The 26,431-nt window shown below is 71.2% G+C and carries 29 protein-coding genes; 12 read left to right on the top strand and 17 right to left on the bottom strand.

From position 1 onward, the window contains the following. Window positions 1-116 precede the first annotated feature (116 nt). Window positions 117-902: a PRC-barrel domain-containing protein gene (locus tag BLW43_RS12745; protein WP_093254008.1), complete on the top strand. Its 786-nt coding sequence runs from the start codon at window positions 117-119 to the stop codon at window positions 900-902. A gap of 163 nt (window positions 903-1,065) precedes the next feature. Here the strand turns inward: BLW43_RS12745 and BLW43_RS12740 are convergent, their stop codons facing one another. Beyond that, on the bottom strand, window positions 1,066-1,242 hold the full coding sequence (locus BLW43_RS12740) for a DUF1328 domain-containing protein (protein ID WP_093254007.1): 177 nt from the start codon (window positions 1,240-1,242) through the stop codon (window positions 1,066-1,068). A 151-nt stretch (window positions 1,243-1,393) separates the two neighbouring features. Here BLW43_RS12740 and BLW43_RS12735 point away from each other — a divergent pair, with 151 nt between their 5' ends. Further along, window positions 1,394-1,906 (top strand): Dps family protein, encoded by a 513-nt coding sequence (locus tag BLW43_RS12735; RefSeq protein ID WP_093254006.1) that lies wholly within the window; start codon window positions 1,394-1,396, stop codon window positions 1,904-1,906. A 99-nt stretch (window positions 1,907-2,005) separates the two neighbouring features. Here the strand turns inward: BLW43_RS12735 and BLW43_RS12730 are convergent, their stop codons facing one another. From BLW43_RS12730 to BLW43_RS12720, 3 genes are read right to left on the bottom strand one after another with little or no spacing between them, the layout of a single operon-like run. Next, window positions 2,006-2,392: a hypothetical protein gene (locus BLW43_RS12730; RefSeq protein ID WP_093254005.1), complete on the bottom strand. Its 387-nt coding sequence runs from the start codon at window positions 2,390-2,392 to the stop codon at window positions 2,006-2,008. Window positions 2,393-2,395: 3 nt separating this feature from the next. Beyond that, window positions 2,396-2,701: an ElaB/YgaM/YqjD family protein gene (locus BLW43_RS23550; RefSeq protein WP_093254003.1), complete on the bottom strand. Its 306-nt coding sequence runs from the start codon at window positions 2,699-2,701 to the stop codon at window positions 2,396-2,398. A 29-nt stretch (window positions 2,702-2,730) separates the two neighbouring features. Next, the gene (locus tag BLW43_RS12720; RefSeq protein ID WP_093254002.1) at window positions 2,731-2,880 is read right to left on the bottom strand and encodes an entericidin A/B family lipoprotein; all 150 of its coding nucleotides are present in this window, start codon (window positions 2,878-2,880) and stop codon (window positions 2,731-2,733) included. A gap of 266 nt (window positions 2,881-3,146) precedes the next feature. On the opposite strand from BLW43_RS12720, the gene BLW43_RS12715 reads away from it, so the two are divergent. Continuing rightward, window positions 3,147-3,335, top strand: coding sequence for a hypothetical protein (locus tag BLW43_RS12715; protein ID WP_093254000.1), 189 nt, complete (start codon window positions 3,147-3,149; stop codon window positions 3,333-3,335). A gap of 16 nt (window positions 3,336-3,351) precedes the next feature. Here the strand turns inward: BLW43_RS12715 and BLW43_RS12710 are convergent, their stop codons facing one another. Beyond that, window positions 3,352-3,954, bottom strand: a complete 603-nt coding sequence (locus BLW43_RS12710; RefSeq protein WP_093253998.1) for a hypothetical protein — start codon at window positions 3,952-3,954, stop codon at window positions 3,352-3,354. Further along, window positions 3,933-4,385, bottom strand: a complete 453-nt coding sequence (locus tag BLW43_RS12705) for a hypothetical protein (protein WP_093253997.1) — start codon at window positions 4,383-4,385, stop codon at window positions 3,933-3,935. The genes BLW43_RS12710 and BLW43_RS12705 overlap by 22 nt, the downstream gene beginning before the upstream one ends. 252 nt (window positions 4,386-4,637) lie before the next feature. Between BLW43_RS12705 and BLW43_RS12700 the strand changes: the two genes are divergently transcribed. After that, window positions 4,638-5,507: an AAA family ATPase gene (locus tag BLW43_RS12700; protein ID WP_093254141.1), complete on the top strand. Its 870-nt coding sequence runs from the start codon at window positions 4,638-4,640 to the stop codon at window positions 5,505-5,507. A gap of 352 nt (window positions 5,508-5,859) precedes the next feature. On the opposite strand, the gene BLW43_RS12695 is transcribed toward BLW43_RS12700, so the two are convergent. The 3 genes from BLW43_RS12695 to BLW43_RS12685 are packed head-to-tail and all read right to left on the bottom strand — an operon-like array spanning window position 5,860 to window position 9,878. Beyond that, window positions 5,860-7,062: a cytochrome P450 gene (locus tag BLW43_RS12695; RefSeq protein WP_093253996.1), complete on the bottom strand. Its 1,203-nt coding sequence runs from the start codon at window positions 7,060-7,062 to the stop codon at window positions 5,860-5,862. Window positions 7,063-7,089: 27 nt separating this feature from the next. Beyond that, a complete protein-coding gene (locus tag BLW43_RS12690; protein WP_093253994.1) occupies window positions 7,090-8,556 on the bottom strand; it encodes a glutamine synthetase family protein in 1,467 nt (488 codons plus the stop codon). Then, window positions 8,556-9,878 (bottom strand): type I glutamate--ammonia ligase, encoded by a 1,323-nt coding sequence (locus tag BLW43_RS12685; protein WP_175478883.1) that lies wholly within the window; start codon window positions 9,876-9,878, stop codon window positions 8,556-8,558. Before BLW43_RS12685 ends, BLW43_RS12690 begins: the two co-directional genes overlap by 1 nt. Before the next feature lie 336 nt (window positions 9,879-10,214). On the opposite strand from BLW43_RS12685, the gene BLW43_RS12680 reads away from it, so the two are divergent. The 3 genes from BLW43_RS12680 to BLW43_RS12675 all read left to right on the top strand — a co-directional run bounded on the left by BLW43_RS12680 (window position 10,215) and on the right by BLW43_RS12675 (window position 13,946). Beyond that, window positions 10,215-11,564: an ammonium transporter gene (locus tag BLW43_RS12680; RefSeq protein ID WP_093253992.1), complete on the top strand. Its 1,350-nt coding sequence runs from the start codon at window positions 10,215-10,217 to the stop codon at window positions 11,562-11,564. A gap of 105 nt (window positions 11,565-11,669) precedes the next feature. Beyond that, window positions 11,670-11,837: a hypothetical protein gene (locus tag BLW43_RS23545; RefSeq protein ID WP_175478882.1), complete on the top strand. Its 168-nt coding sequence runs from the start codon at window positions 11,670-11,672 to the stop codon at window positions 11,835-11,837. Window positions 11,838-12,053: 216 nt separating this feature from the next. Then, complete coding sequence (locus BLW43_RS12675; RefSeq protein WP_093253991.1) at window positions 12,054-13,946, top strand: sensor histidine kinase; 1,893 nt, start codon at window positions 12,054-12,056, stop codon at window positions 13,944-13,946. Window positions 13,947-13,983: 37 nt separating this feature from the next. On the opposite strand, the gene BLW43_RS12670 is transcribed toward BLW43_RS12675, so the two are convergent. Continuing rightward, window positions 13,984-14,403 carry a hypothetical protein gene (locus BLW43_RS12670; RefSeq protein WP_093253989.1) on the bottom strand — a complete coding sequence of 140 codons (420 nt, stop codon included), beginning with the start codon at window positions 14,401-14,403 and terminating at the stop codon, window positions 13,984-13,986. 125 nt (window positions 14,404-14,528) lie between these two features. Next, window positions 14,529-15,485: a GlxA family transcriptional regulator gene (locus BLW43_RS12665; RefSeq protein WP_093253988.1), complete on the bottom strand. Its 957-nt coding sequence runs from the start codon at window positions 15,483-15,485 to the stop codon at window positions 14,529-14,531. Window positions 15,486-15,564: 79 nt separating this feature from the next. Between BLW43_RS12665 and BLW43_RS12660 the strand changes: the two genes are divergently transcribed. The 5 genes from BLW43_RS12660 to BLW43_RS12640 all read left to right on the top strand — a co-directional run bounded on the left by BLW43_RS12660 (window position 15,565) and on the right by BLW43_RS12640 (window position 21,008). Beyond that, entirely contained in the window at window positions 15,565-16,812 is a 1,248-nt protein-coding gene (locus BLW43_RS12660) for a sarcosine oxidase subunit beta family protein (RefSeq protein WP_093253987.1), read from the top strand. Window positions 16,813-16,834: 22 nt separating this feature from the next. Next, a complete protein-coding gene (locus BLW43_RS12655) occupies window positions 16,835-17,122 on the top strand; it encodes a sarcosine oxidase subunit delta (RefSeq protein ID WP_093253986.1) in 288 nt (95 codons plus the stop codon). Beyond that, on the top strand, window positions 17,119-20,043 hold the full coding sequence (locus BLW43_RS12650) for a sarcosine oxidase subunit alpha family protein (RefSeq protein WP_093253985.1): 2,925 nt from the start codon (window positions 17,119-17,121) through the stop codon (window positions 20,041-20,043). The genes BLW43_RS12655 and BLW43_RS12650 overlap by 4 nt, the downstream gene beginning before the upstream one ends. Continuing rightward, window positions 20,036-20,503, top strand: coding sequence for a sarcosine oxidase subunit gamma (locus tag BLW43_RS12645; RefSeq protein WP_175478881.1), 468 nt, complete (start codon window positions 20,036-20,038; stop codon window positions 20,501-20,503). The genes BLW43_RS12650 and BLW43_RS12645 overlap by 8 nt, the downstream gene beginning before the upstream one ends. Before the next feature lie 127 nt (window positions 20,504-20,630). Continuing rightward, a complete protein-coding gene (locus tag BLW43_RS12640; RefSeq protein ID WP_093253982.1) occupies window positions 20,631-21,008 on the top strand; it encodes a VOC family protein in 378 nt (125 codons plus the stop codon). Window positions 21,009-21,100: 92 nt separating this feature from the next. Here BLW43_RS12640 and glnT read toward each other — a convergent pair whose 3' ends face one another. The 6 genes from glnT to BLW43_RS12610 all read right to left on the bottom strand — a co-directional run bounded on the left by glnT (window position 21,101) and on the right by BLW43_RS12610 (window position 26,323). Beyond that, a complete protein-coding gene (gene glnT / locus BLW43_RS12635) occupies window positions 21,101-22,408 on the bottom strand; it encodes a type III glutamate--ammonia ligase (protein WP_093253981.1) in 1,308 nt (435 codons plus the stop codon). 28 nt (window positions 22,409-22,436) lie between these two features. Next, window positions 22,437-22,601, bottom strand: a complete 165-nt coding sequence (locus BLW43_RS23540) for a hypothetical protein (protein ID WP_093253980.1) — start codon at window positions 22,599-22,601, stop codon at window positions 22,437-22,439. A gap of 95 nt (window positions 22,602-22,696) precedes the next feature. Continuing rightward, a complete protein-coding gene (locus tag BLW43_RS12625) occupies window positions 22,697-24,022 on the bottom strand; it encodes an FMN-binding glutamate synthase family protein (RefSeq protein ID WP_093253979.1) in 1,326 nt (441 codons plus the stop codon). Window positions 24,023-24,034: 12 nt separating this feature from the next. Continuing rightward, window positions 24,035-24,730, bottom strand: coding sequence for a protein glxC (locus tag BLW43_RS12620; RefSeq protein WP_093253978.1), 696 nt, complete (start codon window positions 24,728-24,730; stop codon window positions 24,035-24,037). Further along, window positions 24,727-25,620 carry a class II glutamine amidotransferase gene (locus tag BLW43_RS12615; RefSeq protein WP_093253977.1) on the bottom strand — a complete coding sequence of 298 codons (894 nt, stop codon included), beginning with the start codon at window positions 25,618-25,620 and terminating at the stop codon, window positions 24,727-24,729. Before BLW43_RS12615 ends, BLW43_RS12620 begins: the two co-directional genes overlap by 4 nt. A gap of 82 nt (window positions 25,621-25,702) precedes the next feature. Continuing rightward, window positions 25,703-26,323: a helix-turn-helix domain-containing protein gene (locus tag BLW43_RS12610; protein WP_093253976.1), complete on the bottom strand. Its 621-nt coding sequence runs from the start codon at window positions 26,321-26,323 to the stop codon at window positions 25,703-25,705. Between the last annotated feature and the right edge of the window lie 108 nt (window positions 26,324-26,431).

Genomic DNA, 26,431 nt, shown 5'->3' with positions numbered 1-26,431 from the left:
CTATAAAGAAATATAATCGACAAAATATGCGCGGCAATGGAACTTATTGTTCGTGAATATGTTCACCATCATGAGGGCGCCGGCGCTGCTGGCGCGCTTCACAGCAGGAGAACAACATGAAACGTCTTTTGATCACCACTGCGCTTGTCGGCCTCATAGGCGGCGCTGGCGCGGCGCAGACGCAGGGCGGCTATGTGACCGCCGTTTCGAGCGGCGAGATGATGGCGTCCGAGCTCATCGGCGCGCGGGTCGAGGCGGCCGACTTCGAGGGTGACGCCGCGACCTATGCCGAGAGCGCCGACGCCGTGTGGTCGGACATCGGCGAGATCAACGATCTGATCGTTTCGCGCGACGGCGAAGTGCGCGGCGTGCTGGTGGACGTGGGCGGGTTCCTGGGCATCGGCGAGAAGCCGGTCGGCCTTGAGATGAGCGCGCTCAACTTCCTGATGCGCGACGAGGGCGAGGACTTCCGCATCGTCGTCGACCGCTCGCGCCAGATGCTCGAGGATGCGCCCGAATTCGGGGACGATGCGGCCCGCGTCGGCACGATGAACTCGGCGATGAACCGGGACGCCGGGCGCGAGACGGCCGGGCACGCCATGTCGGACGGCTGGATGACGGTCGAGAAGGCCGGTCTGACCGCCGAGGAACTCGAAGGCGTGCGGGTCCATGGGGCGAACGACGACGACATCGGCGAGATCAGCGACATCGTGCTGACCGACGGCGGCGAGGTTCGGTCCGTCGTGCTCGACGTCGGCGGGTTCCTCGGCATGGGCGAGCACCGGGTCGAGATGCCGTTCGAGGAGGTCGACATCCTCCGCGAGAGTGACGGCGACGACTATCGCGCGCGGGTGAACGCCTCGCTCGAGCGCCTGAAGACGATGCCGAACTACGAGGGCTGATCCCGACACCCTCGCGGCCGCCCGCGCCCTGACGCGGGCGGCCGCTTTCCGCGCGGCGCTGCGAAGCGCGGCGCTGCGAAGCGCGGCGCCAGGATGCGCGTCAAGCTGAAGCGCCGCCTCTGTCCGAACACATGGTCCGAGCAGCAGGACGATGGCCTGCCGGTCAGAGCGGCGGCCTGCGCCCGCGAAGCGCGTTCGCCAGCAGCGCGATGGCGAACAGGACGATGAAGATGAAGAAGATGATCTTGGCGATTTCCGCAGAGGCGGCGGCGATGCCGCCGAAGCCAAGAACGCCGGCGATGACGGCGACGATCAGAAACGCGATGGCCCAGTTCAGCATGGTCCCCTCCGGTCTGGTGGCGCACAAGATCAATGCGCTGCGCCGCCCCGCGGTTCCATGACGTCATGCGGGGAACAGGAACCCGCGCCGCGCCGGCGCGTTTCATGGACATGCGCGACGAGCGCATGAACCCGAACGACAAGGAGCGACCATGAACACGCACGCCCAGCCTGCGGCCCTCGACGTGGTTTCGAGGCCGCATGATCCGAAGATCGGCGTGGAGCATCGCAAGGCGGTCGCGGGCGCGCTCGCCGACTGTCTCGCCGACACGTATCTGCTGATGATCAAGACCCACGGCGTCCACTGGAACGTCATGGGCCCGCTGTTTCACGCCATCCACGAGATGACAGAGGAGCATTACGGCGACATGTTCGAGGCCGCCGACGTGATGGCCGAGCGCATGCGGGCGCTTGGCGCGCTGGCGCCGTCCAACGTGCGCGCGATGCTCGACCGCAGCGAGATCCGCGAGAATGGCGAGGCGTCGAGCGCCGGCGCCATGATCGAGGAGCTGGCGCAGGATCATGAGACGCTCGCGCGGCGGATGCACCGCATGGCCGAAGCGGCGGGCGAGGCCGGCGACATCGTCAGCGAGGATCTGGCGGTCGGGCGTTCGGCGTTCCACGAGAAATCGGCCTGGATGCTGCGGTCGCTCGCGGCGTCCTGACCCACGTCGCCGCGATCCGTCGCGGTCCGCCATGCGCATGAAGATCGCCGCGTCTCGCTTGAGACGCGGCGATTCATTTTCGGGCAGGTCGCGAGAGGCTCAGCGGCGGGCGGCGAGAAAGGCCGCGGCGAAGGCGAAGACCGGCCCGGCCAGCGAGGCTCCGCGCAGCGCCTTCGCCTGGGCTACGTCCATTTCAGCGCGCAGTCGCGCCTGCGCCTGCGTCATGTCGCGCCGTCGGCGCCGCCTGAGAAACCGGGCGGCGCCGGCCAGGCCGAGGGCCGCGCCAAGAAGCCCCAGCCCGAGCGTGAGTCGCGCCGTCTGCGCTCCGTGGACGGTCTCGATCTCGATAAACAGCGCCACGCCGAGCAGCGCGAGCCCAGCCGTCGCGGCGAGACCCGCGCCGCCCATGAGCGCGACGCGGGCGGCGATGGCGGCGGTCGAGAGTCCGCCGGCCCGCGCGGCAAGCTCCAGCCAGCGGACCGCCACGCCTCAGCGCCTCGAGATGAGGCCGACGAGCAGGCCCACGCCGGCGGCCACGCCGAGCGCGGTCAGCGGATTGTCGCGAATCGTCCGCTCCACGGCGACGCGCGTCTCGCGGCCCTTGCGGTCGGCCAGCCGCGTCGCCTCGTCCGCCACCCCGCCCAGATCGGCGCCGAGCTTCCCGGCGCTCTCCCCGGCCCCGGCCGTCAGCCGCGACAGGATCGCGGCGACGTCGCGGCGCAGGCCGTCGACCTCGCGGGAGAGCGTTCCAAGATCGGCCTCCGCCGAAGCGGCTCGCGACTTCTGCATGTCCATGATCGCATATCCCTCAATATGACCTGAAATTACTGCGAGATCTCGGTCTCGACATCGCGGGCGGTGTCGGACACGGCCTCGCCGCCGGCCGAAATGTCCCGCCCGGCGCCTTCGACGGTGTTGCAGGCGGCGACGGACAGCGCGCCGAGCGCCGTCAGCAGGGCGAAAAGGGTTTTCATTCTGTCGGCTCCATACGGATGTGTCTGACGCAGCAACGTCGGAGCCGCCGCTCTGGTTCCCCCGGCCGCTTCCGGGCGGCGACCGCCACAATCAGGGCGCGAAGCCTCCGCATCATCGCGGTCCGCCGCCGCGGCGACGGCGCGGGATGCGCGCAGGGTTAATCTAGTTTGTATCGAGACCACGCCCTCTCTGCTACTTGAGACCCATGCCGCGAGGGCCTGCTGCAGAATCGGCGGGGGCCTTCCGGGGCGGCGAGAGGTGATTGATGACCCATGACAGGCGCAGGATCGTGACCACCGTGGCCTGGGGCGCGCTCTGCGTGTCCCTGACGCTCATGGCGGGCGCCTACCTGTTCCCCGGCGACGTTTTCTCGCCAAGCTTCCGCGACGTCGCCGCTCTCGGCATGGCGGCCGTGGCCAGCATGGCGGCCGCCGTGATCGCGCTGGGCTTCTGACGCCCCGGCCGGCGCGTCAGCGGCTGAACCAGACCTCGATGTGGCCGGGGTCGATCCAGCTCACCCCCGCGAAGTCGGCGCTGTAGTCCGCGGCGCGAACGCCCGGCAGGAAGGGCGCCAGCCGCGCCGCCAGCGCCTCGGCGGTCTCTCTGTCCTCAGCCAGGAAATAGCGCACTTCCGGCGTGGCCGGCCCGCCGTCGACGCGCTGGATCGACTGCATGGCGAGCGCACGCTCTCCTTTCGCCAGCGCGAGGCTGTCGCCGACATGGGGTACCAGCCCGGCGGCCTCGGGCCACTGGGCCGGCGTGCTGACATGGAGCCAGATGCGCGCGGGCCGGTCGGCGCCGAGGACGAGGTTCCGCGGCTTGGGGTCCGGCAGCGGCGGCGCGACGCCGATGCTGCGCATCTCGCCGGGCGCGAGCGGCGTGCGCGGCGCCGCGATCGCCAGGCCGCGGGTGCGCAGGTTCTGCTCGATGATCGCGCCGAGCGCGGGGTCGGGGGAAAGGTCGAGCGGCGCCGCCGGCTTCTGCGCCGCCGCCGGAGCGGCGCAGGCGAGCGCGGCCGCGAGCGCCGCGGCGAGGGGGCGGAACGGGCCGCTCATGCGCCGAGCCGGCCGCATTCGTGGCGCTCCAGCCGGTCGGTCGTGTCGGCCATCGCCTGGCGCAGCGCGCGGCGTTCGGCGCGCAGGGCCCCAAGTTCGTCCTGCTTGCGCTCGAATTCGATCATCATGGCGGGGGACCGCGCCGCTTCGGCCACGGCTTCGAAGGGCGCGGTGAGGGCGCGGGTGTTCTCGGCGATCATGCGCTCGACGTCCATCGCGCGCATCTGGCGCTGGGTCAGCAGCATGTAGGCGTTGAGCAGGCACGAGAGGGTCTGGACATCCTCGATGCGGGCGTGCTCGGCGAGCCGCGCGTCCAGACCGGCGAGCTGGCGCTCGACGCCCGAGAGCGAGTCGCGCGACAGATAGGTTCGCTCCATCCACGCGAACCCGCCTGCGAAGAACAGCAGGATCGCAATGAACTCCTTGTAGGCCTTGAGCCGCTCCAGCATCGCGTGGCCCTCCGTCGCCGGGAATCCGCATGTTCCTGCTCAGCGAGCCTAGCATATCGCCGTTCGCGCCGCGCGGGCGATGACGGGCGACACACGCGCGCCGCGACCGTCGCCAGGGCGCGCGGGGTTGATTTCCTGCGCCGGGAAGCCTTGTGTGCAGGCGACCCGACGCCGGAGACAGCCCCAGTGACCGCCCCATCGACCGCCCCCGCGACGAAGCCGCTCCCCGCCTCCATCGACGCCGCGCAGGCGATGCTCGCGGAGGCCGGCTACGTCTGCGGCCGTGACCTCGCAACGGTGGTGTTCCTCGCGCTCAAGCTCGGGCGGCCCCTGTTTCTGGAGGGCGAGGCCGGGGTCGGCAAGACCGAGATCGCCAAGGCGCTGGCGGCGAGCCTGGGCCGGCGGCTAATCCGGCTCCAGTGCTACGAGGGACTGGACGCGGCCTCTGCAGTCTACGAGTGGAATTTTCCCGCGCAGATGGTGGAGATAAGGCTGGCGGAAGCGGGCGGCGACCGGGATCGCGACGCGCTGGCCAAGGACCTGTTCTCCGAGCGTTTCCTCACCCGCCGCCCGCTGCTGGAGGCGATGTCGCCCCAACCCGGCGGCGCCCCGGTGCTGCTGATCGACGAGCTCGACCGCACCGACGAGCCGTTCGAGGCGTTCCTGCTGGAGGCGCTGAGCGACTTCCAGGTGACGATCCCCGAACTCGGCGTCATCAAGGCGCCCGAGCCGCCCATCGTGATCCTGACCTCCAACCGCACGCGCGAGGTGCATGACGCGCTCAAGCGGCGCTGCCTCTACCACTGGGTCGACTACCCCAGCATGAGCCGCGAACTGGAGATCCTCCACAAGCGGGCGCCCGAGGCCTCCGAGCGGCTCTCGCGCGAGGTGGTGGCCTTCGTGCAGCGCCTGCGCACCGAGGACCTGTTCAAGAAGCCGGGCGTGGCGGAGACGATCGACTGGGCGAAGTGCCTCGTGGCGCTTGACGTTCTGGCGCTCGACCCGCAGGCGGTGACCGACACGCTGGGCGCGCTGCTGAAATATCAGGACGACATCGCCCGCTACCAGGGCTCCGAGGTCAAGAAGCTGCTGGACGAGGCGCAGGACATGGCCCCCGCCTGAGCGTGGCTGCGCGCACCCTGCCCCGCCACCGCGCGAAAGGCAGTTGTGCGCGGGATTTCAGCCATCCGCCCTGCGGCGCCGCTGAGCGACGAGGGCCGCGCCCTCCCTCGGGTGGGCGCTTCGCGACGGCTGAGCGGCGCGGTTTATGGCGCAAACAACTTCGACGGCGCAGCGGGTTGAGGCGTTGCAATGCGCCCTCCCTTGGGGGAGGGAGGGCGCGGCCCGTGCTGGTCGCACGGGCCAAGGGTCGAGCGATGCGCCTTCGGTCCACCGGCCGCCTTCCGCGGATACCCGACAATGCCGCCGCGCGCCGGTCCTGCAGGATCCGCCTGCGCAAGCGTCTGGCGGGGCTTCACCCTGCGTCGAACGTCACCGGCAGGCTGACGGGACCGGTGTTGCCGCTGTCGGGCAGCCATTCGGCGGGGCCGTCCGCGCGCGGGTTCGGCATCCGGAGGGGCAGGACGGCGAAGGCCACGGCCATGTCGCTGCGGGCGATGGCGTGGCCGAGGCAGTGGTGGACGCCGCCGCCGAAGCCGAAATGGCGCGCGCGCTCCGCCGTGATGTCGAAGCCGGGCGCGAACACGCCCTCCTCGCCCGCCGCGACGCCCGAGAGCAGATGCAGCGTCTCCCCGGTGCGGATCGCGAGACCCTGATATTCGAAGTCCTCCACCGCCTCGCGCGTGACCCAGGTGATGGTCGGGCGCGCGCGCATCACCTCCTCCACCGCCGCACGGGCGCGCTCGGGTTCTCGCGCCAGCAGCGCCCACTGGTCGGGGTGGTCGAGAAACAGCGCCATGCCGAGACCGAGCTGGTTTCGCGTGGTGTCGATGCCGGCCATCACCAGCATCACCACCATGTCGCGCAGTTCGCCCTCGTCGAGCCGGTCGCCGCCGTCGCGCGCCTGCACCAGCGCCGTCATGAAGTCGTCGCGGGGCCGCGCCCGGCGCTCGGCGATGGCCTCGTCGGCGTAGGCGAAGAGCGCATCGGTGGCGGCGTCGACGCGCTCGGCGTGCTTGCGCCACTCCACGCCGAGCGCGAGCCCCATGTCGGCGGCGTAGCGCAGGATCTCCGGCGCCGCCTCCTGTGGGAGGCCAAGCATGAGACAGAGCACCCGCGTCGCGTAGGGGTCGGCGAACTCGGCCATGAAGTCGCAACGCCCCGCCGGCGCGAAGGCGTCGGCGAGCTGCGCCGCCATCGCTTCGAATCTCGGGCGCATGGCGTCCAGCAGGCGCGGCGCGAAGGCGGGGTTCACCAGCCGACGCAGTCGGCTGTGGTCGGCGCCTTCCTGGCTGATGATCGAGCGCGACCACCACTCCGCGAAGGGGCCGCCGATCTTGTTGTGGGCGGGCCATGCGTGGCTGCCCTGCCTCAATGAGCGGTGCAGCAGCAGCTCGCCCATCTCCCGGTGCCGCAGCACCGCGAGGCCGTAGGGCGTGCGCGCGAACCAGCTCTCGCGCCGCGCCGCCGCCACGCTCCCGGCCCTGAGCGAGAGCCGCGGGTCGGCGAGGTCGATGAAGGGCGCTGCGTCGCGCGCGGCATCGTGGATCGCGTCCATCGCGGGCCTCCCGGTTCTGGCGCCGCCTCAGGGCAGCGCGTGGAGGTAGGTCTTCACGTCCCAGTCGGAGACGTCGTGGTTGAAGCGCTCCCACTCGTCAGTCTTGTACTCATGATAGAGGCGGAACATCTCACCGGGCAGGGCTTCCTTGAGGATTTCGTCGGCCGAGAGCGCCTTCAGCGCGTCGCCCAGCGTCATCGGGAGCTTCTGGACCAGCTTGCCGGCCTCCATGGCGGCATAGATGTTGCGCTCCTCGGGCTCGCCGCACGGGATCGCATCGTCGAGCCCGTGCTCGATGGCGCGCATCAGCGCCGACGCCATCAGATAGGGGTTCACCATCGAATCGACCGAGCGGAACTCGAAGCGCCCGGGCGCCGAGATGCGCAGTCCGGTGGTGCGGTTCTGGAAGCCCCAGTCCTTGAACACCGGCGCCCAGAAGCCCGTGTCCCACAGCCGGCGGTAGCTGTTGACGGTGGAGCAGCCGATGGCGGTCAGCGCGTCGAGATGGGCGACGATCCCGCCGATGGCGTGCTGGCCGACGACGCCCGGCATCTGCCGGTCGGCGCCCTCCGGCTCGAAGGTGTTCTCGCCGCCATGGCGGTAGTGGAACACCGCCTCCATCGCCGCGCGGTCGGTCTTGCCGAGGGTCTTCGGCTTGTCCTCGCCGCCGCGCCAGAGCGAGAGGTTGTGGTGGCAGCCGTTGGCCGAGACGCCCATGAAGGGCTTGCACATGAAGCAGGCGATCAGCCCGTGCTCGCGCGCCACCTGGGCGCAGATCTGCCGGTAGGTGCTGAGCCGGTCGGCGGTGCGCAGCGCGTCGTCATAGGTGAAGTTGAGCTCGATCTGGCCGGGCGCGTCCTCGTGATCGCCCTGGATCATGTCGAGGCCCATGGCGCGGCCGTACTTGATGACCTGCATGTAGACCGGGCGCAGCATCTCGAACTGGTCGATGTGGTAGCACCACGGCTTGGTGACGCCGCCATTCGGGTTTCCGGCCTCGTCCTTCTTCAGCCACATCATCTCCGGCTCGACGCCGGTGCGCATGTGCAGGCCGGTCTTGGCGGTGAAGGCGGCGTGCTGGCGGCACAGGTTGCCGCGGCAGTCGGCGGTGAGGAAGGCGCCGGGGTCCTCGCGCTCCTCGCGGTTGCGGAACAGCGTGCACCAGACGCGCGCCACCCGCTTGTCCCACGGGAGCTGGCAGAAGGTTTCGGGCTCGGGGATGCCGATGAGCTCCGCCGCCTCGGGGCCGTAGCCGAGATAATCGCCATGGCGGTTGACGAATAGGTTCATCGTGGCGCCGTAGACGAGCTGGAAGCCCTTGGCGGCGATGGCTTCCCAATGGTCCGACGGGATGCCCTTGCCCATGATCCGCCCGTTCACCGAGACGAACTGCAGGTAGAGATACTCGATCCCGAGCGCGTCGATCATGCGGCGCACCTCGGCGACATGCTCATGGCGGCCGGGGGCTTCGACGAAGGCTTCGAGATCGGTCATCACAGCGTCTCCAGATAACGGGCCCGCTCGTAGGCCGCGACATGGGCGTGGAAGGCGGCGGCCTCGGCGGCGACGTAGGCCGCGTAGTGGTCCGTGAAGGCGTCTCCGAAGAGCGCGCGGGCGGCGGCGGAGCCCTTGAGGCGCCTTCCGGCCTCCTCCAGCGAGGTCGGCAGCGCCTGTTCGTCGGGCACGGGCGCGAGGCGGCCGTTGCCCGTCGTCGGCGGGCCGGGGTCGGCGCCGTTCTCCACGCCCCAGAGGCCGGCGCCGAGCATCATCGCGGCGGCGGTGTGAGGTGCGACGTCGGCGCCGGGCAGGCGGAACTCCAGCCGCGTCTCCTCCGGCGAGGTCGTCACCACGCGCACGCCGCAGGAATAGTTGCCGATCCCCCAGGTCGCCGAGCGCGGCGCCCAGTTGCCGGGGCGCAGGCGGCGGTAGGCGTTCACCGTGGGCGCGAACATCGCCATCAGCTCGGGCGTCAGCTTCACGATCCCGCCGAGGAAGGCGCGGCCCAGCGCGCTCAGCCCGTCCCTGGCCTTCGGGTCGGCGAGCGCAGGGCGGCCCTTGCGGTCGGTCAGCGAGATCGACAGGTGGCCACAGAGCCCCGGATAACCCGCGTCGAGCTGCGCCATGAAGCTGGCGGTCATGCCGCGCCTGCGCGCCATCGCCTTGGTGAAGATCTTGAACAGCGCCGCGTCGTCGGCGGCCTTCACGATCGGCGAGGGGCCGAGGCTGTATTCGACGCAGCCCGGCCCCAGCTCCATGCAGTGATGGGCGAGGTCTATGCCCGCGGCGCGCAGGCCGTCATGGATCTCGGTGAGGAAACCGGCGTCGGCGGCCGGCGCCTGGCCCGACCAGCAACGGTTGTGCGGCAGCGCCGGGGTCAGGTCGCGCCAGCCCTTGGCGCGCAGAGACGCGCCGTCCTCGGCGAGGAAGATCGTCTCGAACTCGAAGCCGCAGGCCGTCTCCAACCCCATTTCCGCGGCCTTTGCCGCCATGGCCTTGAGCGCGGGGCGGGGCGAGATCGCCGCCGAGGGGCCGGCGTAGTCGGCGATCGCGAGCGCCGCGTCGGGCTCGAACGGGTAGGGGCGCAGCCCGTCGTCGAGCGTCACGGCCTCATCGACGAAGCCGCGCTCGGCGAAGCAGGTCTCGTCGTGCATCCAGAATGGCAGGCAGTCGATGAAGCGCCAGCCCCGGGCGCGGGCGCGGGCGTGCTCTGCAGCGGACAACCGCTTCTCGCGGAAGGCGCCGGTGAAGTCGAAGATGCCGACATGGACCTGCGCCGGGCCGTCGCCTGTCGATGCTGACTTCCTGCCTGCGGCCACGTCGCGCCTCCATCCCCCTGCGCGGGCAGTTTCATCTGATACGAAAATATTTATCAACAGGAAATCATGAGTGCGGCGCAGACTAACCGAATCACTGCGCCTCCAAGCCTGGCGCATATGCCGGATCGCAGCCATGCGAGGTATCTGACGCAGAGCCGCATTCTGCTGCCTGAAAAATAAGCGATACGGCGAATATGATTGGCATGTGGCAGGCAACTGTTGCTTCCGAGTGTGAAACACCTCGCGATGGGTTTCCTCATAGAAGATTGTTTGTCCTCCAAGGAAAATGCCCGGCCCCGAAGCGTCTCGGAACGCGCCGCGCGACAGGAGAGTGTGATGGAGCAACAGATCGCAGAATTGACGGCGAAGGTCGCGGCGCTCGAGGAGGGCGCCGGCTGGACGACGACGATCAACATGGAAGTCTACTACTGGTGGTGCATCGCGTTCATGTTCGCGATCCACGCGGGCTTTCTCGCCTATGAAATGGGCGCGTCGCGCAAGAAGAACGTGCTGGCCTCGGGCATCAAGAACATCCTCGCTCTGGCGTTCATCATTCCGACCTTCTTCTTCTTCGGCTGGTGGATCTACCTCGCGTTCCCGAACGGGTTCGTCCCCGACTTCGAGGCAGGCGCCGCGGGCCGGCCATGGGACATGGCGATGGGGCCGAACCTCTCCGACAACGCCACCGGCGTGTTCTGGGGCGCTTTCGCGCTGTTCGCCGCCACCACCGCCTCGATCCTGTCGGGCTCCGTGATCGAGCGCATCCGCCTCTCGGCGTTCATCGTCCTGGCCGTCGTGCTGGGTTCGGTGGCGTGGATCCTCGGCGCCTCCTGGGCCTGGCACGGGAGCGGCTGGCTGCTGACCGAATGGGGCTGGCACGATTTCGGCGCCGCGGGATGCGTGCACATGATCGCGGGCTTCTTCGCACTCGGCGTGCTGATGAACCTCGGGCCGCGCATCGGCAAGTTCAACCCGGACGGCTCGGCGAACGACCTCAGCCCGCACAACCTGCCCTTCGCGGTGTTCGGGCTGATGCTGCTGATCGTCGGCTTCTTCGGCTTCCTCGGCGGCTGCATCATCTACGCCGGCAACGGCCAGTGGGTCTCGATCTTCGGCAACCCGACCACGCTTTCCGCCGTCGCCTTCAACACGCTGATGTGCTTCGCCGGCGGCATCATGGGCGGCTGGATCGCCACGCGCGACCCGTTCTGGATGATGTCGGGCGCGCTGGCCGGCATCTTCGCCGCGGCCCCGGGCCTCGACCTCTATTACCCGCCCCTGGCCTTCCTGCTCGGCGTGGCGGGCGGCGCGATCGTGCCGCAGATCGACAAGCTGCTGGTGAAGTTCCGCATCGACGACGCGGTGGGCGCGGTGGCGGTGCACGGCGGCGGCGGGCTGTTCGGCGTGCTGGCGTTCGGCGTGTTCGCCGCGGGCTATCCGAACACCCCCGAGGGAGCGCCCGACACCAACTTCATGGGCCAGCTGATCGGCGCGGCCTCCATGGCGCTGCTCGGCTTCGTCCCCGGCTTCGGCGTCTCCTGGGTCATGAAGACGATGGGCGCGCTGCGCATCCCCGAGAAGGCCGAGCTGATGGGCATGGACAAGGCCAAGGTGCCGGTCGCCGCCTACCCGGACGGCTGGTTCGACGCCCTGCCCGCGGGCCGGGCGGCCACGCCGGCCGAGTGACCCCAGCGGGGTCGACCGCGGGCGCGCGGCCGCGCGCCCGCCCCCGGAACAGCCCGGCCGGACCTGTCTCGCCCGGGCGTCCCCTCAAACCGAAGGAGCATCGCCATGGGTTCGCCCATCACCGCCTGGGAAGGCGCAACCGCCATCTTCACCGGGGCCGGCGGCGTCACGCCCGGCCTTTTCCTGCTGCTGTCGATCGTGGTCTGCCTCGCCGCCATCTACCACGGCGCCAGGCACGAGACGCATTCCTACGAGCGCAACCGGCTGGAATGACCTGCGCCGGCGGGAGGGCGCCGCGCGCGCCCTCCCGCGCCGCCGCCCTCCCGCCCCACAAATGAGCCTGGGCGAGGCAGAGCGGCATGGCCCATGCCGAAGAGAGCGGCCCTCGCCGTCCAGCCGGCGGGAAGTCGTTGCGGCGCAACAGCGGAAACCTTGCCTTAAAGTCGCCTGCCTTAGACATCGGCGGCGCATGGGCTTGGGGAGCGTGTTGTGGGCGGCTTGATCGTGCGGAATTGGTGGCGCGCGGTCTCCGCACTCCTTCAGCGTCATCGCTACCTGGTGTTCGCGACGGCGATCGTCGCCGGATGCGCGGCGGCCACGTGGACCTCCTTCGGCGACGTCGCCAGGCTTACGCTCGACCTCGCGGAGATGACCGCCGACGACACCGGCGGCTCCGCCATGCGGACGAACGCCGAGGCGCTGAACCTCGCAGTCTCGGCCGAGCGATACGCCCGCACCGGCGACGACGCGGATTTCCAGCGGATGAGCGCCAATCTCGACGCGCTCTTCGTCCGCCGCGACTGGTGGCTGTCGCAAGAGGGCGAGGCGTCGGACTATCGCGCGGATCTGCCGGACGGCCTCGCCGACTGGCCCACGCTGAAGGCGAGGCTCACGACCCTGACAGAATTCGGCGACAGCCTCATCGCGGCCGGGGCGCCGCCGGCGCGCTATGTGTCGCTCGCCGTCGAGGCCCGCGAGACGGCGAGCGCCTTCTTCGGGCTGGACGCCGCAATGGCGCATTACAGGACGCTGCGATCCGCCGAAATCGACGCCGCCCTCGCCCTGGCGTGGAACCGGCTCACGCTGTCGGCGGCGGGGTTCGTGATGTCCGCCCTGGCGCTCCTGATCGTGACGGCGCGGCGGATCGACTCGCTCGCCCGCAGCGAACGGCGCTATGTCACGGCGATCGAGGCCGCGTCGGACGGCGTCTTCGACTGGGATCTCGCGAGCAACCAGGTCTTTCACAGCCCGCGGAACCTGACCCTGCTGGGGTTGACCGTGGAGGAGGTGAAGCGGGGCGGCGACGCCGGCAGCCTCTGGACGTTCTTCCGTCGCTGCAATGAGGCCCTGTGGGACTGCGCCGGGAACTTCTGGCGACCGCGCATCCATCCCGACGACTGGCCCACGGCGCAGGCGGCCATCGAGGCGCTGCTTCGCGACGACGCACGTTACGACATCACCTATCGCATCCGCCACGCCGACGGGTCGTGGCGCTGGTGGCGGTCGCGCGGCGAAGCGGTGCGCGACGCGCGCGGCGCGCCGATCAGGATGATCGGCGTCAACAGCGACGTGACGGCGTTGCTCGAGGCCGAGCGCCGCGCAGCCCAGAGCGACGCCGAAGCCGCCTCGCTCGCCGAACGGCTCGAGGCAGAGCAGGCCAACTCGCGGCTCCAGCGCCAGTTCGTCGCCATGGTGAGCCACGAGTTCCGCACGCCGCTCAGCATCATGGACGGTCGCGCCCGCCAGCTCTCGCGTCGCGCCGCCCGCGATCTGCCGCCCGGCGGAGCGGTCTATTTCCACGAGCGGTGCCGCGACATCCGCGTGTCGGTCGGCCGGCTGATCGAACTCATCGAGAGCATCCTGACCGCCGCGCGCTACGAGGAGGGCCAGATCGAGTGCCGCCCGGAGCCGATGGCGCTGAACGCGCTCTGCGCAGAACTCGCGGGCGCGACGGCCGACATGAACCCGGAGCGAACCGTCCGCACCCGGCTCGCCCCCGAGTGCGAGAAGGCGGTCTGCGACCCCGTCCTGCTGCGCCAGGTCGTCTCCAACCTGCTGTCGAACGCGGCCAAGTATTCGGACGACGGCGGGCGGATCCTCCTGGAGACGCGGCGCGACGACGACGCCGGCGAATTCCGCATCGGCGTCACCGATAGCGGCGTGGGCATCCCCGAGGACGAGGTGGCGCAGCTCTCCCAGCGATTCTTCCGCGCCTCCACGGCGTCGGGCAGACCCGGAACCGGGCTGGGTCTGCACCTGATCACGCATTTCCTCGCCCTGCACGGCGGTCGAGTGGAGGTGCGGAGCAGGGTCGGCGAGGGGTCGACCTTCACCGCGGCGTTCCCGATCGGGCTCGCCGCGGCGGAGCGTTCGGCGGCCTGAAGCGCCCGGCCTCCGCGTCGCCTCAGACCGCCTCGGGTCAGGCGAGCCGTTGGACGGCGCAGGGGCGCGCCATCGCGCGGTCGCCTTCGGGGAGGCGGTCGACTTCGAAGATCGCCGGCGCCGGACCCCTGTCGCGCCGCGACAGGGGTCCGGCGCCGGCGCGTATGGCGAGAACCGGGTAGCGCTGCAGGATCCCGGCCATCGGGACGCGCGCCGCGTAGCCGTCGATCGCGTCCGCCGACGCCGTCTCGGCTGCGGCTGCGGCTGCCCCATGGAGGCGGAGCGCCTCGACAATGCGCGGGCCGGACCGTACCGGCGCGCCCTCGGTCCATGGCGTGGACCCGCGCGGTCCGGTCTGCGCCATCGCGCCGAGATCCGCGAGGGCGAGGCTCGCATGGGCGCCCTGCGCCGCGCCGAGCGTCGGAACCTGCCGCCCATCCTGCGCCGCGAGGGTCATTCCCGCGCCGAAGGTCGCGGCGCGGCCGGGGAGAAACAGGCGTCGATCCCTGCAACCCGCTCTGTCGAGACATCCGCGCCGACCGGCATGGGCGCATGTCGATGGCGCCGGATCATCGCCGGCGGCTACGCGGACGGCCGGCCCGGCCGCACGCCGAAGCGCCGGCGATAGGCGGCCGCGAAATGGCCTGCGCCGGCAAACCCCGTCGCCTCGGCCAGCGCGGCGGCGGAGAGTTCGACGCTGCGCGCCATATCCCGCGCCGCGTCGAGGCGCAGGTCTCGATAGAGCGCGGCGACGGTGCGCCCGGTGGCGGCGACGCAGTGGCGGTCGAGCTGACGCCGCGACAGCCCCGCCAGCCGCGCCAGCGTCTCCGGCGGCAGCGGGTCGGCGAGATGGCTCTCCATCAGGCGCACGGTCTCGGCCAGGGCGCCGTCCTTCAGGCCCAGCCTCGCCGCCGCGCCGGGCGTCTGCGCGCCCTCGGCGGGGCGGATCGACAGGTGCACGAACCAGTCGCCGACCCTGCGCGCGAAGCCCGCGCCCTGCCGCTCCGCGATCAGCGACAGCATCATGTCGAGCGCCGCGGCGCCGCCGGCGCAGGTCAGCCGGTCGCGGTCGCGCACGAAGGCCTGCCGCGCGAGCAGCAGCGACGGATCATGCGCGGCGAGCGCGTCGGCGTGCTCCCAGTGCACCGTCATCCGCCGCCCCGCCATCACGCCGGCGCGCGCAAGGATCGCCGGCCCGCCCGAGACGCCCCCCAGCGCCAGCCCCCGCCGGGCGGCGAGCCTGAGCCAGCCGAAGGCGCGGGCGTCGTCGAAGGCTATGGGGTCGCCGCCGGCGCAGACGAGGATCAGGTCCGCCGCCGGCGGCTCGCTTCCCGCGTCCTGCGCGCAGGGCACGCTCAGCCCACCGGAACTTTCGACGGCCCCACCGCGCGGCGCGACATGCGACCAGCGATAGAGCGTCCGCCCCGACAGCGCGTTGGCCGCCCTGAGCGGCTCGACCGCCGCCGCGTAGGACATCAGCGCGAAGCCCGGGACCAGCAGGAACGCGACGGTGAAGGGGGCATGTCCATCCTGCGCCATGATCTGTCCATATCGTCGCTCCCGCCGCCAGCCTTCGCGCGCGATGCTCGATCGGTCAACCGCGACGGAGCCCGCATCGATGCGCCTGTCCGCCCTCACCCTGCTGCGCGAGGCGTTCTCGCCGGAGCGCACGCCCGTCTGGCGAACCCCCGAGCCGAAGCCCGCCTACCGCGTGATCATCGTCGGCGGCGGCGGGCACGGGCTGGCGACCGCCTACTACCTGGCGAAGGAGTTCGGCGTCACCGACGTCGCGGTGGTGGAGAAAGGGTGGCTCGGGTCCGGCAATGTCGGCCGCAACACGACGATCATCCGGTCCAACTACCTGCTCGACGGCAACATCCCGTTCTACGAGCACTCCATGAAGCTGTGGGAGGGGCTGGAGCAGGACTTCAACTACAACGCCATGGTCAGCCAGCGCGGCGTGCTGAACCTCTGCCACAGCGACGCCCAGCGCGACGCCTATGCGCGGCGCGGCAACGCCATGCGCCTGCACGGGGTGGACGCCGAGCTGCTTGACGCCGACGGCGTGCGCGCCATGGCGCCGTTCCTCAACTTCGACGACGCGCGCTTCCCCATCAAGGGCGGCCTGCTCCAGAAGCGCGGCGGCACGGCGCGCCACGACGCGGTGGCCTGGGGCTATGCGCGCGGCGCGGACCTGCGCGGGGTCGACCTGATCCAGAACGCCGAGGTCACGGGCTTCCTGCGCGAGGGCGGCCGCATCGCCGGCGTGCAAACGACGCGCGGCGCCATCCGGGCGGGCAGGACCGGCGTGGCGGTGGCGGGAAACACCTCCCGCGTCATGGCCATGGCGGGCTTCGACCGCCTGCCGATCGAGAGCCACGTCCTGCAGGCCTTCGTCTCGGAAGGCTTGAAGCCGATCATTCCCGGCGTCATCACCTACGGCGCGGGGCACTTCTACATCAGCCAGTCCGACAAGGGCGGGCTGGTGTTCGGCGGCGACATCGACGGCTACGCCTCCTACGCCCAGCGCGGCGGCCTGCCGGTGCTGGAGGACGTCGTCGAGGCCGGCATGGCGCTGATGCCGATGATCGGCCGCGCCAAGCTCCTGCGCAGCTGGGGCGGGATCATGGACATGAGCATGGACGGCTCGCCGATCATCGACCGAACGCCCGCCGAGGGCCTCTACCTCAACGCCGGCTGGTGCTATGGCGGCTTCAAGGCCACCCCCGCCTCGGGCTGGCATTTTGCGCATCTCATCGCGAAGGACGCGCCGCACCCGGTCGCGGCGGCCTACCGCCTCGACCGCTTCCGCACCGGGCGCACCATCGACGAGAAGGGGATGGGGCCTTGGCCGAACCTGCACTGAGCGGCCCGGGAGGCGCGCGCCCATGATCATCGACCACCCGCTCTGCGGCCCCCGCGACGCGCGCGAGTTCACCGTGCTGGGAGACGCGGCGTGGATGGACCGGCCCGACCCCGCCGCGCCCGACGCGGCGGAGGCCTTCCACGCCTACGCCTGCCTGCGCGCCAACCCCGCCGGCGTCACCCGCGAGCTGTGGTGGCACGAGCACGGCGACCGGAGCTGGCTCGTCGTCACCCGCGACACCCTCAGCCACGCCGTGCTGAAGGTTGAGCTGGCCGAGGATGTCGCCCGCGCGTCGAAGGCGGCGCGATGACCGGCGCGCGCCTCCCCGAGGGCGGGCTGATCGACCGCGCGCGGCCGCTGGGCTTCACCTTCGACGGCAAGCCCTTCGCGGGGTTTCAGGGCGACACGCTGGCCTCGGCGCTGATCGCGAGCGGCGTCAGGGTCATGGGCCGCAGCTTCAAGTATCACCGCCCCCGCGGCGCTTTGACCATGGGTTCGGAGGAGCCCAACGCGCTGGTCGGCGTCGGAGAGGGGCCTGACCACGAGCCCAACGTCCGCGCCACGACGCTGGAGCTGCGCGAGGGCCTCAGGGCCGTCAGCCAGAACCGCTGGCCGTCCCTGCGCTTCGACGCGCTGGCGCTGAACGATCTCGCCGCGCCGCTGCTCGGGGCGGGCTTCTACTACAAGACCTTCATGTGGCCGGCGACCTTCTGGGAGCGCGTCTACGAGCCGCTGATCCGCCGCGCGGCGGGGCCCGGCGCGCTCTCCGGAGCGCCGGCGCCGGGCCGCGAGGACCGCGCCTTCGCCCATTGCGACCTGCTGGTGATCGGCGCCGGCCCGGCGGGTCTCGCCGCGGCGCTGGCCGCCGGCCGCGCGGGCCTGCGCGTGATCGTGGCGGACGAGGACGCGCGCCCCGGCGGCAGGCTTCTCGCCGAGAGGCTGGAGGTCGGCGGCGTTTCCGGGGCTGACTGGGCGGCAGGCGCCTGGGCGGAGCTGGCCTCCATGGCGCAGGTGCGGCTGATGTCGCGCGCCTGCGTCTTCGGCGTCTATGACGGCGGCGTCTACGGCGTGCTCCAGCGCACGCCCGACGGGCCCGCGCGCAACGTCTACTGGCGCATCCACGCCCGCCGGGCGGTGCTCGCGGCCGGCGCGACCGAACGCCCCGTCGCCTTCCCCGACAACGACCGCCCCGGCGTGATGCTCGCCGGCGCCGTGCGCGCGCTCCTGAACCGCTGGGCGACGCTGGCGGGCCGGCGCGTGACCGTCTTCGCCGCCCATGACGAGGCGTGGCGCACCGCCGCCGACCTCGCCGCCGCCGGCGCCGAGGTACGCCTCGTGGACGTGCGCGAGGATGCGCCGGGGACGGCGCCGCAGGGCGTCGAGCTCGTCCGCGGCGGCCGGGTGACCGGAACGCGCGGCCGTCTCGGCCTCACCGGCGTGCGCGTGCGCGACGGGCGGGGCGTCGAATGCTGGCGCGAGGCCGACATCCTCGCCGTCTCCGGCGGCTGGAGCCCCGCCGTCCACCTCACCTGCCACCACCGGGGCCGCCCGGTCTGGCGCGAGGACGTCGCCGCCTTCGTCCCCGGCCCCGACCTGCCGCCGGGCCTCTCCGTCGCCGGCGCCGCCGCCGGCGCCGTCTCCACCGCAGCGGCCCTGTGCGAGGGCGACGCGGCGGGGCGCGCGGCCGCCGAGGCGCTGGGCCGCGCGCCCGTGCGCGCCAACCTGCCCGAGGCGGAGGACGCCCCCGTCAGCGCCGCCGCCTTCTGGCTGGTGGAGGGCGTGAAGGGCCGCGCCTGGGTGGACTTCCAGAACGACGTCACCGTGAAGGACATCCGCACCGCAGAGGCCGAGGGCTTCGGCGCTGTGGAGCATCTCAAGCGCTACACCACCATGGGCATGGCGACCGATCAGGGCCGCGTCGGCGCCGTGCTCGGCCTCGGCGTGCTGGCCGAGATCACCGGGAGCGGGATCGCCGAGACCGGTACGACGATCTTCCGCCCGCCCTACGCCCCGGTCCCGCTCGCCGCCATCGCCGGCGCCCACGGCTTCCGCCCCACCCGCCGCCCGCCGACGCACGGATGGGCCGAGAAGCGCGGCGCGGTCTTCGTCGAGGTCGGCCCGTGGCTGCGCGCGCAGTACTTCCCGCGCCCCGGCGAGACCGGCTGGCGCCAGACGGTCGACCGCGAGGCGCTGGCCGTGCGCGAGGCGGTCGGCTTCTGCGACGTCTCGACGCTTGGCAAGATCGACGTGCAGGGCGCCGACGCGGCCGTCTTCCTCGACCGCCTCTACGCCAACCCGATGCTGAAGCTGCCGGTCGGCCGCTGCCGCTACGGCCTGATGCTGCGCGAGGACGGCTGCGTGATGGACGACGGCACGGTCGCCCGGCTGGCGGAGGACCACTTCGTCGTCTCGACCACCACCGGCGGCGCGGCCGGCGTCTTCAGGCACATGGAGTTCTGCCGCCAGTGCCTCTGGCCCGATCTCGACGTCTCGCTGGTCTCGGTCACGGAAGCATGGGCCCAGACGGCCGTCGCCGGACCCCGCGCGCGCGACCTGCTCTCGCGGGTGATCGAGGGGCTCGATCTCGCCGACGAGGCGTTCCCGTTCCTCGCCTGCGGCGAGGGGCGCTTCGAGGGAGCGCCCGCGCGGCTCTTCCGCATCTCCTATTCGGGTGAACTCGCCTATGAGGTCGCCGTGCGCGCCGGCCGCGGCGAACGCCTCGCCGAGGCGCTGGCGGCGGCGGGCGCCGATCTCGGCGCCACGCCCTACGGCACGGAGGCGATGGGCGTGCTGCGCATCGAGAAGGGCCATGTCGCCGGCCCGGAGCTGGACGGGCGCACGACGCCCGCCGACCTCGGCCTCGCGAAGATGGTCTCGACGAAGAAGGACTTCATCGGCGCGACCCTGCTGCGCCGCGAGGGCCTGGCGGACCCCGCGCGCCCCGCCCTCGTCGGCCTGCGCCCGGTCGTGGCGGGCGCGGGCGTGAGCCCGGGCGCGCATCTCTTTGCGCAGGGCGCGCCCGTCGACGCCGGCCACGCCGAAGGCCGCGTCACCTCCGCCGCCTTCTCGCCGAACCTCGGCGAGACCGTGGCGCTGGGGCTGCTGAAGCGCGGGCCCGACCGCATCGGCGAGCGCCTGCGCGCGGTCGACCCCCTGCGCGGCCGCGAGGCCATGGTCGAGGTCGTCTCGCCCCACCGAATCGATCCCGAAGGAGGGCGCCTGCGTGCCTGAGCCGCTGCTTTTCGTCGTGACCTCCCGCCGGGGCGCGGGCGACGCGCTGTCGGGCGTCGTCGCGGCCGAATTCGGCGCGCCCCTGCCCCCGCCGGGCCGCATCGCCGACTGCGGCGAGTGGCGCGTCATCTGGACGGGCCGAGAGAGCTGGTTCTTCGAGACCGCCGCCGTCGCCGCGGGCTCCGCGCGCGCGAGGCTCGACGTTCTCAGGCCCGGCGCGCGGATCGTCGAGGTCGGCGACGGCTACGCCCGCTTCGTGATGGCGGGGCCGGCGGCCCGCGAGAGGTTGCAGCGGCTCGCCCCCATCGACCTCCACCCCTCGGTCTTTCCGCCCGATGCGGCGGCGAGGACGGTGCTGGAGCACATCCCCGTCCTGCTGCACGCCGCCGGGCCCGACGTCATCGAGGCGCTGGCCCCGCGCAGCATGGCCGAGGACGCCGCGCGCCTGCTCGACGGCTGAGCCGCGCCGGCATCACCCGTTCGGGCATGCGACGCTGACGCCCGCGAAGCTTTCCGCGCCCGGTGATACGAATTCCGCCGCGCACGGCGTCGGACCGTCGCGCCATCCTATGAGGGGAGAGACGCGCATGATCGCCTTCACCATGATCGGCACCAACGACCTGGCCAAAGCGGCCGCCTTCTACGACGCCCTGATCGCCGAGATGGGCGGCAAGCGCGCGGTCGACCTTGGCGACGCCATCATCTACGCCGGCGCCGACGGCGGCGCGCTCTTCGCCATCACCGAACCCGCCGACGGCAATCCCGCCACGGTCGGCAACGGCACGATGGTCGCGCTGGCCGCGCCCGACGCGGAGAGCGTCAAGCGCTGGCACGCCAAGGCGCTGGAGCTCGGCGCCGAGAACGGCGGCGACGCCGGCGAGCGCACCCGCGGCCCGCTCACCTTCGACGCCGCCTATTTCCGCGATCTCGACGGCAACAAGCTGAACTTCTTCAAGCTGCACTGACGCGCGGAGCGTCCGGTCCATCCGACGCGCATAGCGTTCGGGTCCACTGACGCGACCTGCGTCCGGGCCGCCACGCGCGGCCCGGACGCCTCTCAGCAGTCGAGCGTCTGCGCGCGCTCCCACTCCGTCAGATGCGCCATGTAGCCCCGCCATTCGTCGTGGCGCAGCTTCAGGAGCGCGGCGACCGTCCCTGCCCCCAGCCCCGCCGTCAGCGTCGCGTCCGCCTCAAGCGCCCGCAGCGCGTCGAGCAGGTTGAGCGGCAGCCGCGGCGCGTCCGTCACTGCGTGGCCCTCGGCGTACATGTCGATGTCGAGCCGCCTGCCCGGGTCGGCCCGCGTCGCGAGCCCGTCGAGCCCGGCCGCCAGCAGCGCCGCAGGGTAGAGATACGGGTTCACCGCGCCGTCGCCGAGCCGCAGCTCGAAACGCCCGCCACCGGGGATGCGAATCATGTGGGTGCGGTTGTTGCCGCCATAGGTGACGGTGTTCGGCGACCATGTGGCCCCGGAGCTTGTCCGCGGCGCGTTCAGCCGCTTGTAGCTGTTGACGGTCGGCGCGGCGAGCGCGGCCAGCGCCGGGGCGTGGGCGAGGATGCCGCCGAGGAAATGATAGCCGAGCGCCGAGACGCCCAGTTCGCCCGCGGGGTCGTCGAAGAGGTTGGTCTCGCCGTCCCTGCTCCACAGGCTGACATGGGCGTGGCAGCCGTTTCCGGTGAGATGGGCGAAGGGCTTCGGCATGAAGCTCGCCCGCAGCCCGTGCGCCTCGGCGATGCTGCGCGCCATGTACTTGAAGAAGGCGTGACGGTCGGCGGTCTTCAGCGCGTCGTCATAGGCCCAGTTCATTTCGAACTGGCCGTTGGCGTCCTCGTGGTCGTTCTGGTAGGCGCCCCAGCCGAGGCTCTGCATGGCGTCGCAGATCTCGCGGATCACCTCGTAGCGCCGCATCAGCGCCGAGATGTCGTAGCAGGGTTTTTCCTGCGCGTCCGCGGCGTCTGCGACCGCGCGACCGTCCGGCGTCAGCAGGAAGAACTCGCATTCGACGCCGTGCTTCAACCGGTAGCCCTGCGCCTCCGCCGCTGCGCAGACGCGCTTCAGCGTGCCCCGCGGGGCCTGCGGAACCTCCGCCCCGTCCATCCACAGATCAGCGGCGACCCAGCCGACCTCGGGCTTCCACGGCAGCTGGATCAGGCTGTCGGGGTCGGGCACGGCGAAAAGGTCCGGGTGCGCCGGCGTCATGTCGAGCCAGGTGGCGAAGCCCGCGAAGCCCGCGCCGTCGCGCGCCATCCCGTCGATCGCGGAGGCCGGGACCAGCTTGGCCCGCATCACCCCGAAAAGGTCGGTGTAGCTGATCTGGAAATACTTGATGCCCCGGTCGCGCGCGATCTCGGACAGCGCGGCGGTCACGACGCGCCCCCCGGCGCCGCAGCGGAGTTCAGAGAAAGACCTTGGCGATCGCCACGATGGCCAGCGTCGCCCCCGAGCCGACGACGAGCGGATACCAGCGGTTCTCGCTGTTGATCTTCGACGTCTCGGCGAGCAGCTTCGCGATCTCCGCGCGCATCTTGTCGTCCGACAGCGCCTGTTCCCGCTCCGTCATCGTCCCCGCCTCCCAACCGGATACGCCGTGATAGCATACTCTCCCCCTGTTATCTCGCCATTGCCGACCGCCCGATCAAGCGCGGCGCTTTCCCCTCAGCGCCCCGGCGTCCAGTCCGTTCCCGCCAGAGGCACGCCGGCCATGGCGGCGGCCTCGATGGTGAGCGCGCAGAGATCCTGCGGCTCGAGGTTGCGGACATCCGACTTGCCGCAGGCGCGCGCGATGGTCTGCAACTCCAGCGTCATCACGTTGAGGTAGTTGGCGAGGCGGCGCCCGCCCGCGACCGGGTCGAGCCGCGCCGCGAGCGCGGGATCCTGCGTGGTGACGCCTGCAGGGTCGCGGCCCTCGTGCCAGTCGTCATAGGCGCCCGCCGTGGTGCCGAGCGCCTGGTAGTCCGCCTCCCAGCGCGGATCGTTGTCGCCCAGCGCCACCAGCGCGGCGGTGCCGATGCTCACCGCGTCCGCGCCCAGCGCCAGCGCCTTCGCCGCGTCCGCGCCCGAGCGCACGCCGCCCGAGACGATCAGCTGCACCTTGCGGTGCATCCCGAGATCCTTCAGCGCCTGAACCGCCGGGCGGATCGCGGCGATGGTCGGGATGCCGACATGCTCGATGAAAACGTCCTGCGTCGCGGCCGTGCCGCCCTGCATCCCGTCTAGCACCACGACGTCGGCGCCCGCCTTCACGCTCAGCGCCACGTCGTAATAAGGCCGCGAGGCGCCGACCTTGATGTAGATCGGCACGCGCCAGTCGGTGATCTCGCGCAGCTCCAGGATCTTGATCTCGAGGTCGTCCGGCCCGGTCCAGTCGGGGTGGCGGCAGGCGCTGCGCTGGTCCACGCCCTTGGGCAGGGTGCGCATCTGCGCCACGCGGTCGTTGATCTTCTGGCCCAGCAGCATCCCGCCGCCGCCGGGCTTGGCGCCCTGCCCCACCACCACCTCGATGGCGTCGGCCTTCCGCAGATCCTCGGGGTTCATGCCGTAGCGGCTGGGCAGATACTGGTAGACCAGCGTTTTCGAGTGCCCGCGCTCCTCCGCCGTCATCCCGCCGTCGCCGGTGGTGGTGGAGGTGCCGGCCAGCGTCGCGCCGCGGCCCAGCGCCTCCTTCGCCTGCGCCGAGAGCGAGCCGAAGCTCATGCCCGCGATGGTGATCGGCGTCCTGAGCGTGATCGGGTTCTTCGCGTGGCGGTCGCCTAGGACGACCTCGGTGCTGCACGCCTCGCGATAGCCCTCCAGCGGGTAACGCGACATCGACGCGCCGAGAAACAGCAGGTCGTCGAAATGCGGCAGCTTGCGCTTCGCGCCGCCGCCGCGGATGTCGTAGATGCCTGTCGCCGCCGCGCGGCGGATCTCCGCCAGCGTCGCGTCGTCGAAGGTCGCGGACTTGCGGGGAACGGTGCGCGGGATCCGCGGCTGCTCGGTCATGCTCTGCGTCCCTTAGTAGGCGTTGTCGATCTTGAAGTTGTAGAGTTTCCGCGCCGAGCCGTAGCGGCGGAACGCCGATGGGTCGGCGTCCATGCCGGCGCGCGCCAGCATGTCGGCGAGCTGGGCGCGGTGCTCGTCGCGCATCTCCTTCTCGATGCAGTCGGCGCCGAGGCTGGCGACGGCGCCGCGCACATAGAGCCGGGCCTCGTAGAGCGAATCGCCCAAAGCCTCGCCCGCGTCGCCCAGCACCGCCAGCGCGCCAGCCTGCGCCATGAAGGCCGACATGTGGCCGACCGAGCCGCCCACGACGATCTCGACGCCCTTCATCGAGATGCCGCAGCGCGCCGAGGCGTCGCCCCCGATCACCAGCATCCCGCCATGCGCCGTCGCGCCTGCGGACTGGCTGGCGTCGCCTGTCACCCGCACCAGCCCCGACATCATGTTCTCCGCGACGCCGGTTCCGGCGTTGCCGTGGATCGTCACCGAGGCGAGCCGGTTCATGCCGGCGGCGTAATAGCCCGCGTGGCCGCGCACATGCACCTCGACCGGAGCGTTCAGCCCGCAGGCGACGGCGTGGGCGCCGCCTGGGTTCAGCACGTCGAACACGCCCTCGCTCTCGGCCTTGAGGGCCGCGTTGACCTCGCGCAGGGACATCGCCCCGAGGTCGAGCGCCGCGTTGGGGCGCAGGGTCTGTGCGGCGATGCTCATGCGGCGCGGCTCCAGGCGTAGATTTCGGAAGGCTTCGGCTCCCAGATGCGGGCGTTGGCCACGTCGGGCAGCTTCGCGATGGCGCGGAACTCGCTGGCCATCGCCACCCAGCCGTCGGTCTCGGCCATAACCGCCGGCTTGCAGGCGATGGGGTCGCGCAGCACCGCGAAGCCGTCCGCCGTGCCGATGGCGAAAGTGTAGAAGCCGTCGAAATCCCTCAGCCCCGCCTTCAGCGCGTCGGCCAGCGTCGCGCCGCGGCGCATCCGCTCGGCGAGATAGCCCGCGGCCACCTCGCTGTCGTTCTCGGTCTGGAAGCGCTCGCCCGCCGCCTGCAGCCGTTCGCGCAGCAGGTTGTGGTTCGAGAGCGAGCCGTTGTGCACGAGGCAGGTGTCGGCGCCGGTGGAGAACGGGTGCGAGCCGGCGGTCGTCACCGCGCTCTCGGTCGCCATCCGCGTGTGGCTGATCGCATGGGTGCCGGCGCGCGCCGAAAGCCCGAAGCGCTCGGCGACGGCGTCGGGGTCGCCCACGCCCTTGAACACCTCGATCGAGCGGCCGACCGACAGCACCGTGACGCCATTTGCGTTGGCGATGAACCAGGCGCGCGCCGCGTCGCCGTCGGCCTCGGTGCGCATCACCGCATGGTCGCCGATGGCGTCGACCGCGACATCGCAGCCCAGAGCCCGGCCGGCCTGAGCCGCCAGCGCGGCCCAGTCGGTCCCGTCCGGGCCGAGCAGCACCAGCTTCGTCGCGGCCTCCGCGGCCCCATAGACCGCGAAACCCGCCGAATCCGGCCCGCGCCCGCGCATCTCGTGCATCATCAGCGCCGTCAGGCGCCCCAGATCGCCCTGCAGCGCGTCATCCTTCAGATACAGCCCCGCGATTCCGCACATGCGCGCTCTCCACTCCGCCCGACACGCTGATAGCCGCACGCCGATTGCGCTGCAAGAAAGTAATTTTCACAGCAGTAAAGGCTCACTCGGCGCTGGCGATGATCGACAGGTAGCGACACGGCAGCGTCACCAGCTCCAGCGGGCCATGCGGCGCCTCGGCGTCGAAGAACAGCGCGTCGCCCGGGTCGAGCCGATAGTTCTTGTCGCCATGGCGGTAGACGACGCAGCCCTCCAGCATGAACAGGAACTCCACGCCGGCGTGCTGAAAGATCGGATAGGCGTCGCTGTCGCCGGTGAGCGTGATGAGATAGGGCTCCAGCCGCACCTTGTTGCGCAGCGAGGCGCCGAGCAGCTGATAGACATGGCCCGAACGCGAGCCGCGCCGCTCGATGGTCAGCCCCTCGCCGCTGCGGACGTAGCTCGCCTCGCGCTTGTCGTCGTATTTAGTGAAGAAGCTGGCGAGAGGGATGTTCAGCGCCTGGGCGAGGTTCTGGAGCGTGTTGAGCGAGGGCGAGGTCTGGCCGTTCTCGATCTTGGAGAGCATGCCGACCGAGAGCGAGGCGCTTTTCGCGAGTTCCGACATGGTCATGCCGAGCGCCGTGCGCATCTCCCGCACCTGGGCGCCGATCCACGCCTCAAGTTCCTTGGGCTGCGGCTCTCTCGGCGGAGAGACCTCCGGCTGTTCTCCGATGATCTGGTCCATACACGTCCACCCTCGCCGCCCGCGTCACTATCGTCCGTCGCGCACCGTCCCGCAATTATCGCACACGCACCCGTTCACGGTGAAAATTTTTTGACTTCCATGAAAAGC

It is taken from the genome of Rubrimonas cliftonensis (assembly GCF_900107585.1).
Classification (GTDB): Bacteria; Pseudomonadota; Alphaproteobacteria; order Rhodobacterales; family Rhodobacteraceae; genus Rubrimonas; species Rubrimonas cliftonensis.
Note: the sequence above shows the minus strand (reverse complement) of the source record. Positions and strands in the feature narration are given on the sequence as shown.

Bases quoted from the DNA above. Each gene is read 5' to 3' on its own strand.
- BLW43_RS23540 (WP_093253980.1), bottom strand. From the start codon at position 22,601: ATGACGGAGCGGGAACAGGCGCTGTCGGACGACAAGATGCGCGCGGAG.
- BLW43_RS12715 (WP_093254000.1), top strand. From the start codon at position 3,147: ATGACCCATGACAGGCGCAGGATCGTGACCACCGTGGCCTGGGGCGCG.
- BLW43_RS12720 (WP_093254002.1), bottom strand. From the start codon at position 2,880: ATGAAAACCCTTTTCGCCCTGCTGACGGCGCTCGGCGCGCTGTCCGTC.
- BLW43_RS12700 (WP_093254141.1), top strand. From the start codon at position 4,638: ATGCTCGCGGAGGCCGGCTACGTCTGCGGCCGTGACCTCGCAACGGTG.
- BLW43_RS12740 (WP_093254007.1), bottom strand. From the start codon at position 1,242: ATGCTGAACTGGGCCATCGCGTTTCTGATCGTCGCCGTCATCGCCGGC.
- BLW43_RS23550 (WP_093254003.1), bottom strand. From the start codon at position 2,701: ATGGACATGCAGAAGTCGCGAGCCGCTTCGGCGGAGGCCGATCTTGGA.
- BLW43_RS12615 (WP_093253977.1), bottom strand. From the start codon at position 25,620: ATGTGCGGAATCGCGGGGCTGTATCTGAAGGATGACGCGCTGCAGGGC.
- BLW43_RS12710 (WP_093253998.1), bottom strand. From the start codon at position 3,954: ATGCGGCCGGCTCGGCGCATGAGCGGCCCGTTCCGCCCCCTCGCCGCG.
- BLW43_RS12655 (WP_093253986.1), top strand. From the start codon at position 16,835: ATGATCATCGACCACCCGCTCTGCGGCCCCCGCGACGCGCGCGAGTTC.
- BLW43_RS12650 (WP_093253985.1), top strand. From the start codon at position 17,119: ATGACCGGCGCGCGCCTCCCCGAGGGCGGGCTGATCGACCGCGCGCGG.
- BLW43_RS12745 (WP_093254008.1), top strand. From the start codon at position 117: ATGAAACGTCTTTTGATCACCACTGCGCTTGTCGGCCTCATAGGCGGC.
- BLW43_RS12610 (WP_093253976.1), bottom strand. From the start codon at position 26,323: ATGGACCAGATCATCGGAGAACAGCCGGAGGTCTCTCCGCCGAGAGAG.
- BLW43_RS12735 (WP_093254006.1), top strand. From the start codon at position 1,394: ATGAACACGCACGCCCAGCCTGCGGCCCTCGACGTGGTTTCGAGGCCG.
- BLW43_RS12680 (WP_093253992.1), top strand. From the start codon at position 10,215: ATGGAGCAACAGATCGCAGAATTGACGGCGAAGGTCGCGGCGCTCGAG.
- BLW43_RS12670 (WP_093253989.1), bottom strand. From the start codon at position 14,403: ATGACCCTCGCGGCGCAGGATGGGCGGCAGGTTCCGACGCTCGGCGCG.
- BLW43_RS12660 (WP_093253987.1), top strand. From the start codon at position 15,565: ATGCGCCTGTCCGCCCTCACCCTGCTGCGCGAGGCGTTCTCGCCGGAG.
- BLW43_RS12625 (WP_093253979.1), bottom strand. From the start codon at position 24,022: ATGACCGAGCAGCCGCGGATCCCGCGCACCGTTCCCCGCAAGTCCGCG.
- BLW43_RS12640 (WP_093253982.1), top strand. From the start codon at position 20,631: ATGATCGCCTTCACCATGATCGGCACCAACGACCTGGCCAAAGCGGCC.
- BLW43_RS23545 (WP_175478882.1), top strand. From the start codon at position 11,670: ATGGGTTCGCCCATCACCGCCTGGGAAGGCGCAACCGCCATCTTCACC.
- BLW43_RS12695 (WP_093253996.1), bottom strand. From the start codon at position 7,062: ATGGACGCGATCCACGATGCCGCGCGCGACGCAGCGCCCTTCATCGAC.
- BLW43_RS12665 (WP_093253988.1), bottom strand. From the start codon at position 15,485: ATGGCGCAGGATGGACATGCCCCCTTCACCGTCGCGTTCCTGCTGGTC.
- BLW43_RS12620 (WP_093253978.1), bottom strand. From the start codon at position 24,730: ATGAGCATCGCCGCACAGACCCTGCGCCCCAACGCGGCGCTCGACCTC.
- BLW43_RS12690 (WP_093253994.1), bottom strand. From the start codon at position 8,556: ATGACCGATCTCGAAGCCTTCGTCGAAGCCCCCGGCCGCCATGAGCAT.
- BLW43_RS12705 (WP_093253997.1), bottom strand. From the start codon at position 4,385: ATGCTGGAGCGGCTCAAGGCCTACAAGGAGTTCATTGCGATCCTGCTG.